Annotated in this window: 14 protein-coding genes; 8 read left to right on the top strand and 6 right to left on the bottom strand. The window is 66.5% G+C overall.

Annotated features, from left to right (window positions below; all coding sequences use genetic code 11):
- Nucleotides 1-83: 83 nt before the first annotated feature.
- Complete coding sequence (locus AC3WLC_RS03040) at nucleotides 84-833, bottom strand: SDR family NAD(P)-dependent oxidoreductase (protein WP_493682452.1); 750 nt, start codon at nucleotides 831-833, stop codon at nucleotides 84-86.
- A gap of 294 nt (nucleotides 834-1127) precedes the next feature.
- Here AC3WLC_RS03040 and AC3WLC_RS03035 point away from each other — a divergent pair, with 294 nt between their 5' ends.
- Nucleotides 1128-2018 carry a hypothetical protein gene (locus AC3WLC_RS03035; RefSeq protein WP_493682451.1) on the top strand — a complete coding sequence of 297 codons (891 nt, stop codon included), beginning with the start codon at nucleotides 1128-1130 and terminating at the stop codon, nucleotides 2016-2018.
- A 3-nt stretch (nucleotides 2019-2021) separates the two neighbouring features.
- Entirely contained in the window at nucleotides 2022-2447 is a 426-nt protein-coding gene (locus AC3WLC_RS03030; RefSeq protein ID WP_493682450.1) for a hypothetical protein, read from the top strand.
- A 99-nt stretch (nucleotides 2448-2546) separates the two neighbouring features.
- Here the strand turns inward: AC3WLC_RS03030 and AC3WLC_RS03025 are convergent, their stop codons facing one another.
- Complete coding sequence (locus tag AC3WLC_RS03025; protein WP_493682449.1) at nucleotides 2547-4169, bottom strand: long-chain-fatty-acid--CoA ligase; 1623 nt, start codon at nucleotides 4167-4169, stop codon at nucleotides 2547-2549.
- Between the two features lie 117 nt (nucleotides 4170-4286).
- Here AC3WLC_RS03025 and AC3WLC_RS03020 point away from each other — a divergent pair, with 117 nt between their 5' ends.
- From AC3WLC_RS03020 to AC3WLC_RS03010, 3 genes are all read left to right on the top strand, one after another.
- Entirely contained in the window at nucleotides 4287-4763 is a 477-nt protein-coding gene (locus AC3WLC_RS03020; RefSeq protein WP_493682448.1) for a MarR family winged helix-turn-helix transcriptional regulator, read from the top strand.
- Nucleotides 4763-5611: a patatin-like phospholipase family protein gene (locus tag AC3WLC_RS03015; RefSeq protein WP_493682447.1), complete on the top strand. Its 849-nt coding sequence runs from the start codon at nucleotides 4763-4765 to the stop codon at nucleotides 5609-5611. The genes AC3WLC_RS03020 and AC3WLC_RS03015 overlap by 1 nt, the downstream gene beginning before the upstream one ends.
- A 182-nt stretch (nucleotides 5612-5793) precedes the next feature.
- Entirely contained in the window at nucleotides 5794-7251 is a 1458-nt protein-coding gene (locus AC3WLC_RS03010; protein ID WP_493682446.1) for an amidase family protein, read from the top strand.
- Between the two features lie 8 nt (nucleotides 7252-7259).
- Here AC3WLC_RS03010 and AC3WLC_RS03005 read toward each other — a convergent pair whose 3' ends face one another.
- The 3 genes from AC3WLC_RS03005 to AC3WLC_RS02995 all read right to left on the bottom strand — a co-directional run bounded on the left by AC3WLC_RS03005 (nucleotide 7260) and on the right by AC3WLC_RS02995 (nucleotide 10130).
- The gene (locus AC3WLC_RS03005) at nucleotides 7260-8432 is read right to left on the bottom strand and encodes a GAF domain-containing sensor histidine kinase (protein WP_493682445.1); all 1173 of its coding nucleotides are present in this window, start codon (nucleotides 8430-8432) and stop codon (nucleotides 7260-7262) included.
- 130 nt (nucleotides 8433-8562) lie between these two features.
- The gene (locus AC3WLC_RS03000) at nucleotides 8563-9588 is read right to left on the bottom strand and encodes a DmpA family aminopeptidase (protein ID WP_493682444.1); all 1026 of its coding nucleotides are present in this window, start codon (nucleotides 9586-9588) and stop codon (nucleotides 8563-8565) included.
- A gap of 11 nt (nucleotides 9589-9599) precedes the next feature.
- The gene (locus AC3WLC_RS02995) at nucleotides 9600-10130 is read right to left on the bottom strand and encodes a hypothetical protein (RefSeq protein ID WP_493682443.1); all 531 of its coding nucleotides are present in this window, start codon (nucleotides 10128-10130) and stop codon (nucleotides 9600-9602) included.
- A 357-nt stretch (nucleotides 10131-10487) separates the two neighbouring features.
- Between AC3WLC_RS02995 and AC3WLC_RS02990 the strand changes: the two genes are divergently transcribed.
- From AC3WLC_RS02990 to AC3WLC_RS02980, 3 genes are all read left to right on the top strand, one after another.
- Nucleotides 10488-11870, top strand: a complete 1383-nt coding sequence (locus tag AC3WLC_RS02990; protein WP_493682442.1) for an aspartate aminotransferase family protein — start codon at nucleotides 10488-10490, stop codon at nucleotides 11868-11870.
- A 393-nt stretch (nucleotides 11871-12263) separates the two neighbouring features.
- On the top strand, nucleotides 12264-12461 hold the full coding sequence (locus tag AC3WLC_RS02985) for a hypothetical protein (protein WP_346361338.1): 198 nt from the start codon (nucleotides 12264-12266) through the stop codon (nucleotides 12459-12461).
- A 27-nt stretch (nucleotides 12462-12488) separates the two neighbouring features.
- Complete coding sequence (locus AC3WLC_RS02980; RefSeq protein WP_493682441.1) at nucleotides 12489-13385, top strand: metallophosphoesterase; 897 nt, start codon at nucleotides 12489-12491, stop codon at nucleotides 13383-13385.
- A 109-nt stretch (nucleotides 13386-13494) separates the two neighbouring features.
- Here AC3WLC_RS02980 and AC3WLC_RS02975 read toward each other — a convergent pair whose 3' ends face one another.
- A complete protein-coding gene (locus AC3WLC_RS02975) occupies nucleotides 13495-14091 on the bottom strand; it encodes a L,D-transpeptidase (protein ID WP_493682440.1) in 597 nt (198 codons plus the stop codon).
- Nucleotides 14092-14211 lie beyond the last annotated feature (120 nt).

Raw genomic sequence — 14211 nt, 5'->3', positions numbered from 1 at the left:
GCTCGGCCTATTGGGTACGCTCGGTCGGTGTGAGCCTCGGCTTTCGTAACGTCAATCGCTGTGGTCGCTTGGATGAAGCGGGATCAGGGTCCAACGAGCTGGCCGCCATCGACGACGATGGTCTGGGCGGTGACCCAGCCTGCCTTGTCGGAGGCAAGGAAAAGCACGACCTCGGCGACTTCCTCCGGCTTGCCCATCCGGCCGAAGGGAATGCTGGCCAGGGTCGAGCGATAGAGTTCGGGGTTCGAGGTCTTCCGGTCTTCCCATGTCCCGCCGGGGAACTCGATCGAGCCGGGAGCGACGCCGTTCACCCTGATGCCCTGCTTCGCCAGCATCTTCGCCTGGCTCGCGGTGTAGTGCATCACGGCCGCCTTGATCGCACCATAGGGCGCCGACCGGGATGAGGCCCGCAGCGCCGAGATCGAGGAGATGTTCACGATCGACGAACCCGGCTTCAGATGCGGGATCGCCGCATGGCTGCCGCGGACGATCGCCATCATGTCGATAGTGAGCGAAGCGGCCCAGCCCTCCTCGTCATCCGAATGGCCGAAGCCGGAGGCATTGTTGACGAGGACGTCCAGCCCTCCGAGAGCTTTGACCGCCTCGGGTACATAGGCCTCGATCGCCTTGGCGTCGGCGAGATCGACGCTGGCCGCATGGGCGGTCACGCCGAGGGCCTCGATCTCCCGGCGCGTCGCTTCGAGCGGCCCTGGATTGCGCGCGCAGATCGAAACCGCTGCGCCCTGCGCAGCGAACCCCAGCGCGATCGAGCGCCCGATGCCGCGGCTGCCCCCCATCACGATGACACGCTTGCCGGCGAAGTCCTTGGCCATGCGGACGATTCCTTGCTGCTCTGTCGGAGCCTAGATAACCGCAGTGCAAGGCTTCGCTTCAAGGTCAATCGCCCGCTGCCTGCGCATGGCAGCTCTCTCACCGCGGTAACCGCCTTCCAGGTTAGCCCGCCGCTGCCAACGGGAGGGCCGATCAGCTAACTGCCTTCGCCCGCTCCGGCCGCGGGGATAGTTCAGCAATCAATCCCCGCCTCCAAAGCCCGTCTTATGCTTCCCCCGTCCCGCCCGAGCAGGGGGGACATCGCCAATCAACATAAGCTCTCTGGAGGCTACCAGATGACCTGGGCAAATCCGCTCGATTACACGCTCGACCTGCGAGATTTGATGGATGATCACTACGGTGTCGGCGCCTGGACGATGCGCACCGGGGTGAATATCGGTTCCGATATTGCTCCCGCTTTGGCATTGGGCTTCGTCAGACTCAGGACGGGGTACGGTTACGGCACGGTCCGCATTCCGCCGGGCGCCTGGATGATGAAGACAGCGCTGAATCCTGCCCAGCTCAGCGGGATATCGCTGCAGGGAGCGTATGAAGGCGCCTCGCTGATCTTCTGGTCCGGAACCGGCAATTGCTTGGAAGTGACGGGTGCCGGCGGCTACGGCGGGGTTTCGATCGAACGCCTCGGCATTTTCCGTGAAGACGGAACCTCGGGCGGCGTGGGAATCCTGCTGCGCGGCGATGCCCAGTTCCAGCCCGACCAATACCGCATCGAGAACATCTACATGACGGCCGTTGGAACCGGCCGCTGGGGTTACAATCTGCTGATCGATGGCCTGTTGAGAACCAGCCCCCAGGGCATCCGCGTGTTCAATCATCGAAACCTGCAGCTCTTCCAAAGCGGCCAGGCCGGTGCCTATGCGGTCGGCATTTTCAATGCCGTTCAGGGGCATATCAGCAACATCGGCACGTATGGAGGTACCGGAGCGCTCGCCAACAACGTCTATGTCGGCGGGGCAGCAGCGCTCAACACCAAGACGAACAGCTTGACGATCGACCGTCTCAATTGCGGCGGCGAGCTCAACCTCACCAATCTCATCCGGGGTGAATTCCGCGGCAGCTGCGCCGCCATCGCCTTCGATGCGACCTGCAACTACGCAGAAGGCTGGCTCAATGCCGGATCCATCATCGGTGCTCCCGGCCCGTCGACGAACATCACGATCAGGTAAGTCATGGCCAAGCAGGAAAAACTCTTCGCGCTTCGCTGTGCGAGCGCCTCGCGCATCGACTTTTTCGAGGCCTCGGTCGTAATGACCGCCGATGGATCGGTCGAGATCCGGGGCGGGAATGTTCGCGACCCCTACCTGCCGCACGAAGTCTATATCGTGCCGGCGAAGCAGGCTGGCGACGTACGCCCGATCGTCAGCGAGGTTGAACGGGCTCTCGCCGAGAGCGTAGCCCATCCAAGTGGCTCGTCAGACCGTGGAGACATGACCATGGATGTCTTGAGGACTCGGGGCCGGGACGACATCGAGTGCCTCCTGCCCCGGCGGATGCTCGACCTCGTCGTCCGCCGCTTTGACCTCGTCATGGCCGATCAGCATCTCCGGCTATCGGAACGACGCTCGCCTTCGGTCGAGGATGTGCACGCTCAGTAGCGGGTAAGCGGCCCTTTGCGTCGGGGACACCGAGACAATCTCGATGTCCCCGATAGCGCAGCCTGATGCATCAACGCTCCCCAGCCAAAGCCGGTCCCCTCACCCCGGCAGCCGATATTCCTTGAACATCTCCCGCAGCGCCGTCTTCTGGATTTTGCCAGTCGCCGTGTGCGGGATCGCCTCGACCAGCACGACATCGTCCGGCAGCCACCATTTCGCGACCTTGCCGGTCATGAAGGCGAGCATCTCCTCGCGGCCGGGCGTCTTGCCGGGCTTGGGCACGATCACCAGCAGCGGCCGCTCGTCCCATTTCGGATGGGCGACGCCGATCACCGCAGCCTCCGCCACATCGGGATGGCCGATGGCGAGGTTTTCGAGCTCGATCGAGGAAATCCATTCGCCGCCCGACTTGATCACGTCCTTGGAGCGGTCGGTGACCTGCATGTAGCCGTGGGGATCGATGGTCGCGACGTCGCCGGTATCGAAGAAGCCGCGCTCGTCCAGGATCGGCTGGTCGTGCCTGTAATAGGCGCCGGCGACCGCCGGCCCGCGCACCTTCAAGCGCCCGAAGGTCTGGCCGTCCCAGGGCAGGTCAGTGCCGTCATCATCGGTCAGGCGGAACTCGACACCGAACTGCGGATGGCCCTGCTTGACCTTGAGGTCGTAGAGCGCGTCCCCGGTGAGATCGGCATAGATCGGCTTGATCGAGCAGAACGAGCCGATCGGGCTCATCTCGGTCATGCCCCAGGCATGGTCGACGGTGACGCCGTATTTTGTCTCGAACGCCTCGGTCATCGCCCGCGGGCAGGCCGAGCCGCCGATCACCACCCGCTTCAGCGTGTCGAGCCTGCCGCCGGTCGCTTCCAGATGCTGCAGCAGCCCGAGCCAGACCGTCGGCACCGCCGCGGTCAGCGTCACCCCCTCGCCATTGAGCAGCTCCAGCAGCGAGGCGCCGTCGAGCTTGGCGCCCGGCATGACCAGCTTCGCCCCGGTCATCGGCGCCGAGAAGGCCAGCGACCAGCTGTTTGCGTGGAAGAGCGGCACCACCGGCAAGACGACGGTGCGCGCCGACAGGCCCATATAGTCCGGCTGGGCGCAGGCCATGGCGTGCAGCACATTGGAGCGGTGCGAATAGAGCACGCCCTTGGGACCGCCGGTCGTGCCCGAGGTATAGCAGAGCCCGGCCGCGCTGTTCTCGTCGAGATCGGCCCAGGCGAAATCGGCGTCGGCCTCGGCAAGCCAGTCTTCGTAGGAAGCCGCGTTCCGGAGCGAGGTCTCCGGCATATGCGCCGCGTCGGTCAGGACGATGTAGCGCTCGACCGATGGCAGCTTGTCCTGCAGGCCCTCGGCCAGCCCGACGAAGGTCAGGTCGAGGAAGAGCAGACGATCCTCGGCATGGTTGATCAGCTGGGCGATCTGCTCCGGGAAGAGCCTGGGATTGACGGTATGGGTGATCGCGCCCATGCCGCTGATGCCGTACCAGAGCGCCAGGTGCCGATCGGTGTTCCAGGCCAGGGTCGCGACGCGGTCGCCGGGCTGGATGCCCTCCCGCGTCAGCGTCTTGGCGATCTTGAGCGCGCTCTGGCGGATATCGGCATAGGTCGTGCGCCGGAGCGGCCCCTCGACGCTGCGGGAGACGACTTCGCGCGTACCGTGCTGGATCGCGGCGTGGTCGATGATCCGGTGGATCAGCAGCGGCCAATTCTGCATCAGCCCGAGCATGCGTTTCTCCCTGTCGTCTTGCGTCGCTTTTTGGCAGCATAGCCAGCGGACGGCTTGCGGCGAAAGCCCTCGCCTCCGACTAGGAGATGAGTTAGTTTACAAGTAAACGATCTAGGGATGAACGCCTTGTCAGTGCCGCGCCCAATCCCCGCCCCGGAGCCCATCGAGCCGGATCGCGTCTGGTTCCGCTTCATGCGCCTGCACCAGCGCATGCTCGGCCAGATGACCGCCCGCATCCGCGAGCTCGGCCTCTCCATCCCGCAATTCGACCTGCTTTCGACGCTGACCGAGCGCGAAGGCATCAGCCAGAGCGAGCTTGCCGAGCGGCTTTACGTCACCAAGGGCAATGTCTCCGGCCTGGTCGACCGGCTGGTTCAAGCGGGCCTCGTCGAGCGCCGCGCCATCGTCGGCGACCGGCGTTCCTATGCCATGCACCTGACGCCCGAAGGCCGGCGCCTCGCCGAAGCCGGCATGACGACGCAGCGCGATTATGTCGCCCAGACGCTCGGCAAGCTGCCGCATGAGGACCTCGCCGAGCTCGACCGGCTGGTCCTGGCCTGGCGCGAGCGCGCTCGCGCCATCGACGCACCCTGATGTTCGCCGGTCTGGCCTATGCCGGCGGCGGCAACCGCTGCTACTGGCAGGGCGGCTTCTACGAAACCGTCGCGCCTGAGATCGGCCTGAAGCCGCGCCGCATCGTCGGCGCCAGCGCCGGCGCCGGGGCGATGCTCTACAATGCGCTCGGCGTCGGCCCCACCGTGCGCGAGATGCTGCGCGAGGCCTGCACCGGCCGGACTTCCGAGGTCGACTGGGCTGCCTTCCGCCGCGGCGGCCGGCTCTTCCCGGTCGCGGAGATGTATCGCAGCATGCTCGCGAGCCTGTTCACGCCGGAGCGGCTGGCGGCGCTGAAAGCCCAGGCCGATTTCCTGATCGCGATCTCGCGGCCGCCACGCTTCTGGCCGCTGCCGGTGATCACCACGATCGGCATCGGCGCCTACCAGCTCGAGAAGCGCCTGCGCCGGCCGGTGCATCCGACCGTGGGCCGGAAGCTCGGCTTCCGGCCCGATCTGATCCGCATCGCCGACTGCGCCGATCCCGAAGAGCTGGTCGATGCGCTGATGGCGAGCGCCGCCGTGCCGCCCTTCATGCCGGCCGGGAATATCGGCGCCCGCGCCGCGCTCGATGGCGGGCTGGTCGACAGCGCCCCGGCCTGGGCGCTCGCCGAGATGGAGGCGGCCGGCGAGCAGACATTGGTACTGCTGACGCGGCCTTTCGCCGAGGTGCCGCAGGTCCAGAACCGCACCTATGTCCGCCCGTCGCAGGTGATCCCGGTCAGCCAGTTCACCATCCGCAACTGGGAGGGCATCCGCTTCGCCTATGAGCTCGGCGTGAAGGACGGCGAGGACTTCCTGAGGGCGATGGAGCGGCGGAAGGCTGGGTAGCCTTCCACCGTCATTGCGAGCGTAGCGAAGCAATCCAGGAGGACTTGCCGTAGCACCCCGCCTCCCCTGGATTGCTTCGTCGCTGCGCTCCTCGCAATGACGGAAACGCACGCTGCAAGAAGGCCGTTTTCCTCCTCCGCTGCATTCGGCTACGAATTCCATACCACCCGCCGGACCTCCCGATGGCCTCGATCGACCTCACCGCCTCCGCCGCGAGCCTGCGCGCCGATCTGCTCGCCAGACGCTTCACTGCGACGGACCTGCTCGAAGCGACCTTCGCCCGCATCGACGCGCTGAACCCCACGCTCAACGCCATCGTCGCGCAGGATCGCGACGCCGCGCGCGCAATGGCAGCTGAGTCGGATCGGCACATCGCCACTGGGCAAGCCCGCCCGCTCGAAGGCCTGCCGATCACGATCAAGGACGCCTTCGACGTCGCCGGCCTACCCTCCTCGGGCGGTCTGCCGGCCTATAAGGAGCGCGTCCCGCAGGAAGACGCCGCCGCCGTCGCCCGTTTGCGCGCCGCCGGCGCGGTCATCCTCGGCAAGACCATGGTTCCGGTCTTCTCCGGCGATTTCCAGAGCTACAACCCCGCCCACGGCGTCACCAACAATCCGTGGAACCCCGACTATTCGGCTGGCGGTTCCTCGGGCGGGGCAGCGGTTGCGGTCGCCACGGGCATGAGCGCCTTCGAACTCGGCTCCGATCTCGGCTCCTCGATCCGCTGGCCGGCGCAGGCCTGCGGCGTCTTCGGGCTCAAGACCAGCTGGGGCCTGGTCTCGACCTGGGGCCTGATCCCGCCGCCACCGGAACGGCGTACCTTGCGCAATGCCGACCTCGTCGTCGCCGGCCCGATCGCCCGGGCGACCGAGGACATCGAGCTGATCCTGCCGGTGCTGACCGGCCCGCGCGACCCGAATGTCGCTGGCGCTGCCCTGCCCGCTCCCCGCAAGACGGAAGCGAAGGGCCTGCGCGTCGCGATCTGGGCGCAGGAGCCGTTCGCGCCGGTGACGAAGGAGGTCTCGGACACCGTGCGCGAAGCCGGGCGGCGCCTGGCCGAAGCCGGTGCGATCGTCGACGAGACGGCGCGCCCCGGTTTCCGCTTCAGCGAGGCCTATGAGGTCTATGCCCTCCTGAACCACGCCGTCGTCGCCTATGGCCTGCCGCCAAAGGTGCGCGCCCGCATCCAGGCGCAAGCGGCGAAATTCGCCCCCGGCGATCTCTCGCATCAGGCATTGCAGGCGCGCGGCGCCCGGATGACGCCCGGCCTCTACCAGCAGCTCCATCAGCGCCGCCTCGCCCTGAAGCGGCAATGGGCCCGCTTCTTCCAATCTTACGACGTGCTGCTCTGCCCGCCTGCGCCGGTCGCGGCGCAGAAGCACGACCACCTGCCGGATTTCCACGCCCGCCGGCTCGACATCGACGGGGTGGAGCGGCCCTATCTCGACTTCCTGTGCTGGGCGAGCCTTGCCACCGGCGCCGACCTGCCCTCGCTGAGCGCGCCGGTCGGGCTGTCACAGGCGGGACTGCCGACCGGCGTGCAGATCCTCGCGCCCTTCAGCGAGGACCGGACGGCGATCGCGGTCGGGGCCATGCTGGAGAAAACCGGCGCTGGTTACCAGTCACCGAAAGAGCGATAGCTGCCCGGTCAGAGCGGCATCCGGAAGGTGAACCGGGTCTCGTCCGCATCGGAGGAAACCTTGAGCGTCCCGCCATGGGCCTTCGCGATTTCCGAGCAGATGTAGAGCCCGAGACCAAGTCCCTGCTGATGCGGCTTGGCCGAGGCTCGAACGAATGGCTTGAACAGCTCTTTCCGCACCGCAAGCGGGATCGGCTCGCCGGCATTCGCGACCGACAGCTCGAAAGTGTCGCGCGTCTGGTGGGCCCGCACCATGACCGGACGATCCTCGGCGCCATGCGTGAGGGCATTAGCGACCAGATTCGACAGCATCTGCGCGATGCGCGCGCCGTCGCAAGCGATCGGCCCGGACAGATCGAACTCGCTCAACACCTCACGATCGGGCTGCGAGGATCGCAATTCGCCGACGACCCGCTCGAGCATCTCCTTCAGTTCGGGTTCGTCGCCGCGATCGAGCTGGATACCGCCACCGAGCCTGCCCCGCGCGAAATCCAGCACGTTATCGATCAGGCCGGACATCCGCATCAGGCTGTGTCGCATCATTCCAGTCAGCGTCCGGATTTTCGCGATGTCCTCGGTTCGGTCGAGCATGTTCAGCCCCGCAGCGACCGAGGCCACGGGGTTGCGCAGGTCATGACCGAGCACCGCGATGAACTGCTCGCGGACCTCGCTGTTATGGAGCTCGCTGGCCAGGCTGGCCTGGCTCGCAGCGATTTGCCGATGCGCATCGAGATGGAAGGCGATCAATTCGGCGAAGAGCTTGAACATGCCCAGCGTCGCCGGATTGTTGAGCGAGCGGGGCTTGGGATCGATCGCGCATAGCGTGCCGAAGAACCGGCCGTCCTGAAGGATGATCGGCATCGAGATGTAGCTCTGGAGGCCGTACATCTGCGGCGTGTGGTGCCCGCAATAGATCGGGTCCTCCGCGACATTGTCGATGACGACGACGTCGCGATGCTCCCGGATTTCATTGCAGATCGTCGTTTCGACCTTGAGCTCTCCGCCCGGCTCGAGACCGAAGGCGATCTCGTCGCGGACGCCACAGGCGACCCATCGATCCTCGGTGACGCGCGCCACGGCGGCAAAACCCATCCCGGTCGTCCGGCAGACGACGTCGAGGATGGTCGGCACCGCAGCGATCGATGCGATGGCCGCGACGTCTTCGGAGAAATCCTGCGGCATCGGATTCATTGAAACAGCAATCGGCCCATCGGCGATCTTACGTCTATGTCAAAAGACAGGGCGTCAGTCCAACTGGCCTGTTTCTGCGATACGCCATGCCGACGGGCGGCTCTGGCGCGGTGCGGGCAGGTCAAAGCCAATCCGCCAGCGACGGCCGGCGATTGCCGTCGCGCCCAATCGTCTCCGGCGCGGCCAGCATCGCGTTCAGCACCGCCTCCTGCGTCGCCTCGGCAGCGGCGCGGAAGGGCAGGTCGATCCGGTTCTCGTTGAGCACCGTCAGCGGTACGAGATCGGCCTGCTCGTGATGCGCGATCCGGCTCGCGGTCGAGAAGGCGATGGCGATATCGCCGCTGCCATTGCCCCAGAAGGCGCCGAGCCGCGCCAACCCGGCGCCGCAGCGCCGGGCGATGCGGGTGAGCTGCCGACTCTCCAATGGCAGGTCGGTCGCCAGGATGATGATCACCGAGCCGCGTTCCGGCGGCTGGGTGCCTTGCTCGGGCGGCACCGGGCGGCGCCCGTCGGGCAGGACGAGATCGCCGGCATTGCCGAAATTCGCCTGCACCAGCACGCCGACGGTGAAACTGCGGCCATCGAGTTCGATCAGGCGCGACGCGCTGCCGACGCCACCCTTGAACCCGAAGGCGCTCATGCCCGTGCCGGCGCCAACCGCGCCCTCCTCCACCGATCCGCCGCTGGCAGCATCCAGCGCGGCTTCCGCGTCGGCGACGGTCAGGCGCCGCGCCCTGATATCGGAGAGGAAGCCGTCATTGCATTCGAGCACCAGCGCATTCACCGTGCCCGTGCTGCGGCCGATCTCGGGGTTGGCCGCGAGCGCCCGTCCGACCAGCGCCTCGATCCCCGTCGCAACCGAGAAGGTGTTGCCGAGCAGGAGCGGCGTCTCGATCTGGCCGAGCTCGGCGAGCTGCATCAGCCCGGCGCTCTTGCCGAAGCCGTTGATGACATCGACGCCGGCCCTGACCTTCTCGCGGAAGAGATCGCGGCCATGCGGCAGGACGGCGGTGAAGCCGGTTCGGATATCGCCCTCGCGGATCGTGCGATGGCCGACCGCGACGTTGGCGACATCGGTGATCGCATTGAGCGGGCCCGGCGGCAGCGAGCCGCAGATCAGGCCATAGTCGCGCGCCCGCTTGCTCAAGCTCGCCTCGCTCACGCCGCAGCCTTGACCTTCGCCACGGTCACACGCGGCCGCCCCCCGGCGAGCTCCTCGCGCAGCACCAACCGCTCGTCGGCTGCGATCAGGCCGAGCGGCACGTCATGGTCCGGCATGACCGCCGTCGCCGACTTGTTCAGGAAGACGATGACCGGGCGGTTGCCGGCCGCCGCCCAGCGGCGCAGCTGCGTCAGATAGGGCTCCTTGCGCCAGGCCTGCGGTGCGCCGGGGTCGAGCTGGACGAACAGCCAGTTGGTCGCCGGGTCCATGGTGAGGACGAAGCGGGCCTTGTCCGGCTTCCATTCCGGGCCGAGAAAGCTCTGCGTCATCCAGAGGCAGAAGAAGGCGCGGCAATGATCCGGCCGCGTCGCATGGATGCCGCAGCCGCGTCCGGGCAGGCAGTGCCTGCACCAGCTGCCGGCGACGCTCTCGACCGCCGGCACATCATAGACCTTGCAGCACAGCGTGCAGCTGCCGCAGTCGCGGCCGGGCGCCGGCTGGTTCGCCATGCGGGCGGGATCGATCATGCCTGACCTCTTCGAAGGGCGCCGAACCATGCGCATCGTCGTGGCGGCTGGCAAGCCGGTTTGGAATGATTCCAGGCGCAATATCCGCCTCTCAGCCCTCATCCTGAGGAGCAGCCGTCAGGCTGCGTCTCGAAGGATGCTCCAGGAGGCTCCTGAACCATCTGGAGCATCCTTCGAGACGCGATCTGGGATCGCTCCTCAGGATGAGGGCTGCGGATTGGAAGTCGCCTCAAGATTCCGACGCGCCGGCCCCGCTCCGCGCCAGACTCTGCCCCGATCTGCAGGAAAATCGCTCAGCGCTTGCGTCGGCTGCGGTCTATGCTCGCATAAATCACGCATAAACATCGGGAGCCGGGAATGCTGACCAACCTCGCCGTGCGCGACATCGAGACGCTCGTTCACCCCTACACCAACCTCGCCACCCATCGCGAGGTCGGCCCGCTGGTGCTGGAGCGCGGCAAGGGCGTCTTCGTCTACGACACCGCCGGCAAGGACTATATCGAGGGCATGGCCGGGCTCTGGTGCACCTCGCTCGGCTATTCCAATGAGGAGCTGGCCGAGGCCGCCTATGAGCAGCTGAAGAAGCTGCCCTTCACCCATCTCTTCTCCGGCCGTAGCCACGACCCGGCGATCGAGCTGGCCGAGAAGCTGAAGGAGATCGCCCCGGTGCCGATCTCCAAGGTGTTCTACGGCGCCTCCGGCTCGGATGCGAACGACACCCAGGTCAAGCTGGTCTGGTACATGAACAATGCGCTCGGCCGCCCGAAGAAGAAGAAGATCATCTCGCGCCTGAAAGCCTATCACGGCGTCACCGTCGCCTCGGCCTCGCTGACCGGCCTGCCGGCCAACCACACCGATTTCGACCTGCCGATCCCGAACGTCCTGCACACCTCCTGCCCGCATCACTACCGCTTCGCCCAACCCGGCGAGAGCGAGCTCGACTTCTCGGCGCGCCTTGCCGCCGAGCTCGACGAGATGATCCAGCGCGAGGGCCCGGACACGGTCGCCGCCTTCATCGCCGAGCCGGTGATGGGCGCCGGCGGCGCGGTCACCCCGCCGCAGGGCTATTTCGAGGCGATCAACGCCGTGCTGGCGAAATACGACGTCCTGTTCATCGCCGACGAGGTCATCACCGGCTTCGGCCGCACCGGCGAGATGTTCGGCACCACCACCTACAAGATGAAGGCCGACACGCTCTCCTGCGCCAAGGCGCTGACCTCGGCTTATTTCCCGCTCAGCGCCGTGCTGATCAACGAGCCGGTCTATGAGGTGCTCGTCGACCAGAGCAAGAAGATCGGCACCTTCGGCCACGGCAACACCTATGCCGGCCACCCGGTCGGCTGCGCCGTCGCGGTCAAGACGCTGGAGATCTACCAGCGCGACCGGATCATCGAGCATGTCCGCAAGGTCGAGCCGAAATTCCTGCAGCGCCTCACCAAGCTCGCCGAGCACCCGCTGGTCGGCGAAGCCCGCGGCGTCGGCCTGATCGGCGGCGTCGAGCTGGTCAAGGACAAGGCGAGCAAGGCGCAGTTCGAGGCCAAGAAGGGCGTCGCCCTGAAGTCGACCAGCTTCGCCCAGGAGGAAGGCCTGATCCTGCGCGCGCTCGGCGGCGACCGCGTCGCCTTCTGCCCACCGCTGGTGATCAGCGAGGCCGAGATCGACGAGATGTTCGACCGCTATGAGCGCGCGCTCGGCAAGACGCTCGACTGGGTCAAGGCGGAAGGGCTGCTGGCGGGCTGATCCGCGGAATCCCCTCTCCCAAATAGCTTCCTCGGCGAGACGCTGATCGCCCTGGCTTCTCCCTTCCCCCTTGTGGGGAAGGGTATGGGGATGGGGGTGGTGCCGCTTGGTGAGCGTCAGCAGGCTTGCAACAGCGGCAGCTCGATCAGCTTCACCGAGCGCCCCGGCTTTGCGATCCCCACCCCTGCCCCTCCCCACAAGGGGGAGGGGTTCGCGCGTTCACTTTCGCACCGCCCCGCGAAACTGTGCCAAAGCTGACCAAAGCCTCGGTGTGACACGAAAAATGTCACGAGAATTTCAAAATGCCGCCGCCGGCCCGACCCGATCGGCAGTGACATTGGCGGTGCTGACGGCCCAGGAACCGTCGGCGCCCACAACCGGAAACCGAGGATCATGTCGACGCATAAGCCGCGCCACCCCGCGCACCGCACCGCCAGCTTCCACGATGCCAGCGCACGCGAAGCCTATGCATCGCGCTTCCGTCCGATCGCGATTCCTGCCATTCTCGCGGGAACCCGCTGGACCCCAGCCGCGTTGACCTCGCAGCACAGGGACGTTCCGGCGCTCCTGCGCAACGGTTTCGAAGATTGATACGACGACCTCCCACTGAGACCCAAAATGCTTGACCGGCGCAGAGTTCTCCAAACTCTCGCCGGTCTTTTTCTGTCCAGTTTCGGGCTCGGCGGCTACGCCTATGCCTGGGAGCCCGCTCATCAGGGCGTGACCCGCTACCGCCTGAAGCCGGCGCGCTGGCCGCAAGGCCGGCAATTGCGCCTCGCCGTGATCACGGACCTGCATGTCGGCGGCCCGCATATGCCGGTCGCGCGCGTCCGGCAGATCGTCGCACAGACCAATGCGCTGAAGCCGGACCTGACCTTGCTGGTCGGCGATTTCGTCGCGAGCCGTGCCCGTCTCCCAGATGACCCCGTGCCAGCGGAATGGGCGGCCGAACTCGCCCACCTGGAAGCGCCTGCCGGCCGTTTTGCCGTGCTCGGCAACCATGACTGGTGGCAGGACGAGCGCGCCCAGCGTGAACTCAAGGGGCCGACCCAGTCCACCATTGCGCTGGAGGCGGTCGGCATTCCCGTCCTGGAGAACCGGGCGGTCAGGCTCGAAACCAATGCCGGGCCGCTCTGGATCGCGGGGCTCGGCGACCAGGAGGCCTTCGTGCTGCGCCGCCGCCCGCGCGGGCTGCGCTACGGCCTCGACGACCTGCCGGCGACGCTCGCGATGATAAGCGACGATGCGCCGGTGATCCTGATGGCGCACGAGCCCGACATCTTCGCCCGGGTGCCCGCCCGCGTCGCGTTGACCCTTTCGGGCCACACCCATGGTGGCCAGGTCAGGTTGTTCGGCTGGTCGCCGATCGTGCCCTCGCGCTACGGCAACCGCTATGCCTATGGCCACGTCCAAGAGAATGGCCGCGACCTCGTCGTCTCGGCCGGGCTCGGCACCAGCAAGCTGCCGATCCGGTTAGGCGCGCCGCCGGAGATCGTCCTGATCGAACTGGGCTGAACAGCTCCGTCATTGCGAGGAGCAAAGCGACGAAGCAATCCAGGGCCGCGGCGCGAAACCGTCCGGATTGCTTCGCTTACGCTCGCAATGACGCTGAAGCGGGGACGCCTTAGCGGACGATGACCTTCCCGCCGACCGCGGCGCGGTTGTAGAGGTCGATCGCGTCGATGTTGCGCATCCGGATGCAGCCGGACGAGGCCGAGCGGCCGATCGTCTCCGGCTCGTTGGTGCCGTGGATGCGGTAGAGCGTGTCCTTGCCGTCCTGGTAGAGATAGAGGGCGCGGGCACCGAGCGGGTTGTCGGGGCCGCCCTCCATGCCGCCGGCGCGCGGCGCCAGATGCGGCCAACGCTTGATCATCTCGGCCGGCGGCGTCCAGCGCGGCCACTCGGCCTTGCGCTGCATCACCGCGGTACCGGTCCAGCCGAAGGCCTCGTCGCCGGTCGCGACGCCGTAGCGGATCGCCTTCTTGTTCGGCAGGACGAAGTAGAGGAACTTCTCGGTGGTATCGACGATGATCGTGCCCGGCTCCTCGCCGGTCGGATCGTTGATCTCGTACGGCAGATGCGTGATCTGCGTCTCGAAATTCGGCACCAGCGCCATGTATTCGGCATCGCGCGCCGAGAGCGACGGTGCATGAACGGTCTTGTACTGGCAGGCGCCGAGAAGAATCGACAAGCCGAGCACCGTAACGAAAGTCTGCTTCATGGGGTCCACCGCCGGCACCGATACGGTGCTCGTTATGATGAATGCTTCGTTAATAAACGGTGACCCGACAAGGCACGGCCCGGGTCGAACACAACCCGGTCTTACGGCCCAATCGTCTTG

The sequence above is a fragment of the Allobosea sp. GW821-FHT03A12 genome, assembly GCF_058986765.1.
This window is presented reverse-complemented; position numbering and strand designations above follow the sequence as displayed.

Coding starts and splice junctions, on each gene's coding strand:
- AC3WLC_RS03040 (WP_493682452.1), bottom strand. CDS start 833: ATGGCCAAGGACTTCGCCGGCAAGCGTGTCATCGTGATGGGGGGCAGC.
- AC3WLC_RS03035 (WP_493682451.1), top strand. CDS start 1,128: ATGACCTGGGCAAATCCGCTCGATTACACGCTCGACCTGCGAGATTTG.
- AC3WLC_RS03030 (WP_493682450.1), top strand. CDS start 2,022: ATGGCCAAGCAGGAAAAACTCTTCGCGCTTCGCTGTGCGAGCGCCTCG.
- AC3WLC_RS03025 (WP_493682449.1), bottom strand. CDS start 4,169: ATGCTCGGGCTGATGCAGAATTGGCCGCTGCTGATCCACCGGATCATC.
- AC3WLC_RS03020 (WP_493682448.1), top strand. CDS start 4,287: ATGAACGCCTTGTCAGTGCCGCGCCCAATCCCCGCCCCGGAGCCCATC.
- AC3WLC_RS03015 (WP_493682447.1), top strand. CDS start 4,763: ATGTTCGCCGGTCTGGCCTATGCCGGCGGCGGCAACCGCTGCTACTGG.
- AC3WLC_RS03010 (WP_493682446.1), top strand. CDS start 5,794: ATGGCCTCGATCGACCTCACCGCCTCCGCCGCGAGCCTGCGCGCCGAT.
- AC3WLC_RS03005 (WP_493682445.1), bottom strand. CDS start 8,432: ATGCCGCAGGATTTCTCCGAAGACGTCGCGGCCATCGCATCGATCGCT.
- AC3WLC_RS02995 (WP_493682443.1), bottom strand. CDS start 10,130: ATGATCGATCCCGCCCGCATGGCGAACCAGCCGGCGCCCGGCCGCGAC.
- AC3WLC_RS02990 (WP_493682442.1), top strand. CDS start 10,488: ATGCTGACCAACCTCGCCGTGCGCGACATCGAGACGCTCGTTCACCCC.
- AC3WLC_RS02985 (WP_346361338.1), top strand. CDS start 12,264: ATGTCGACGCATAAGCCGCGCCACCCCGCGCACCGCACCGCCAGCTTC.
- AC3WLC_RS02980 (WP_493682441.1), top strand. CDS start 12,489: ATGCTTGACCGGCGCAGAGTTCTCCAAACTCTCGCCGGTCTTTTTCTG.
- AC3WLC_RS02975 (WP_493682440.1), bottom strand. CDS start 14,091: ATGAAGCAGACTTTCGTTACGGTGCTCGGCTTGTCGATTCTTCTCGGC.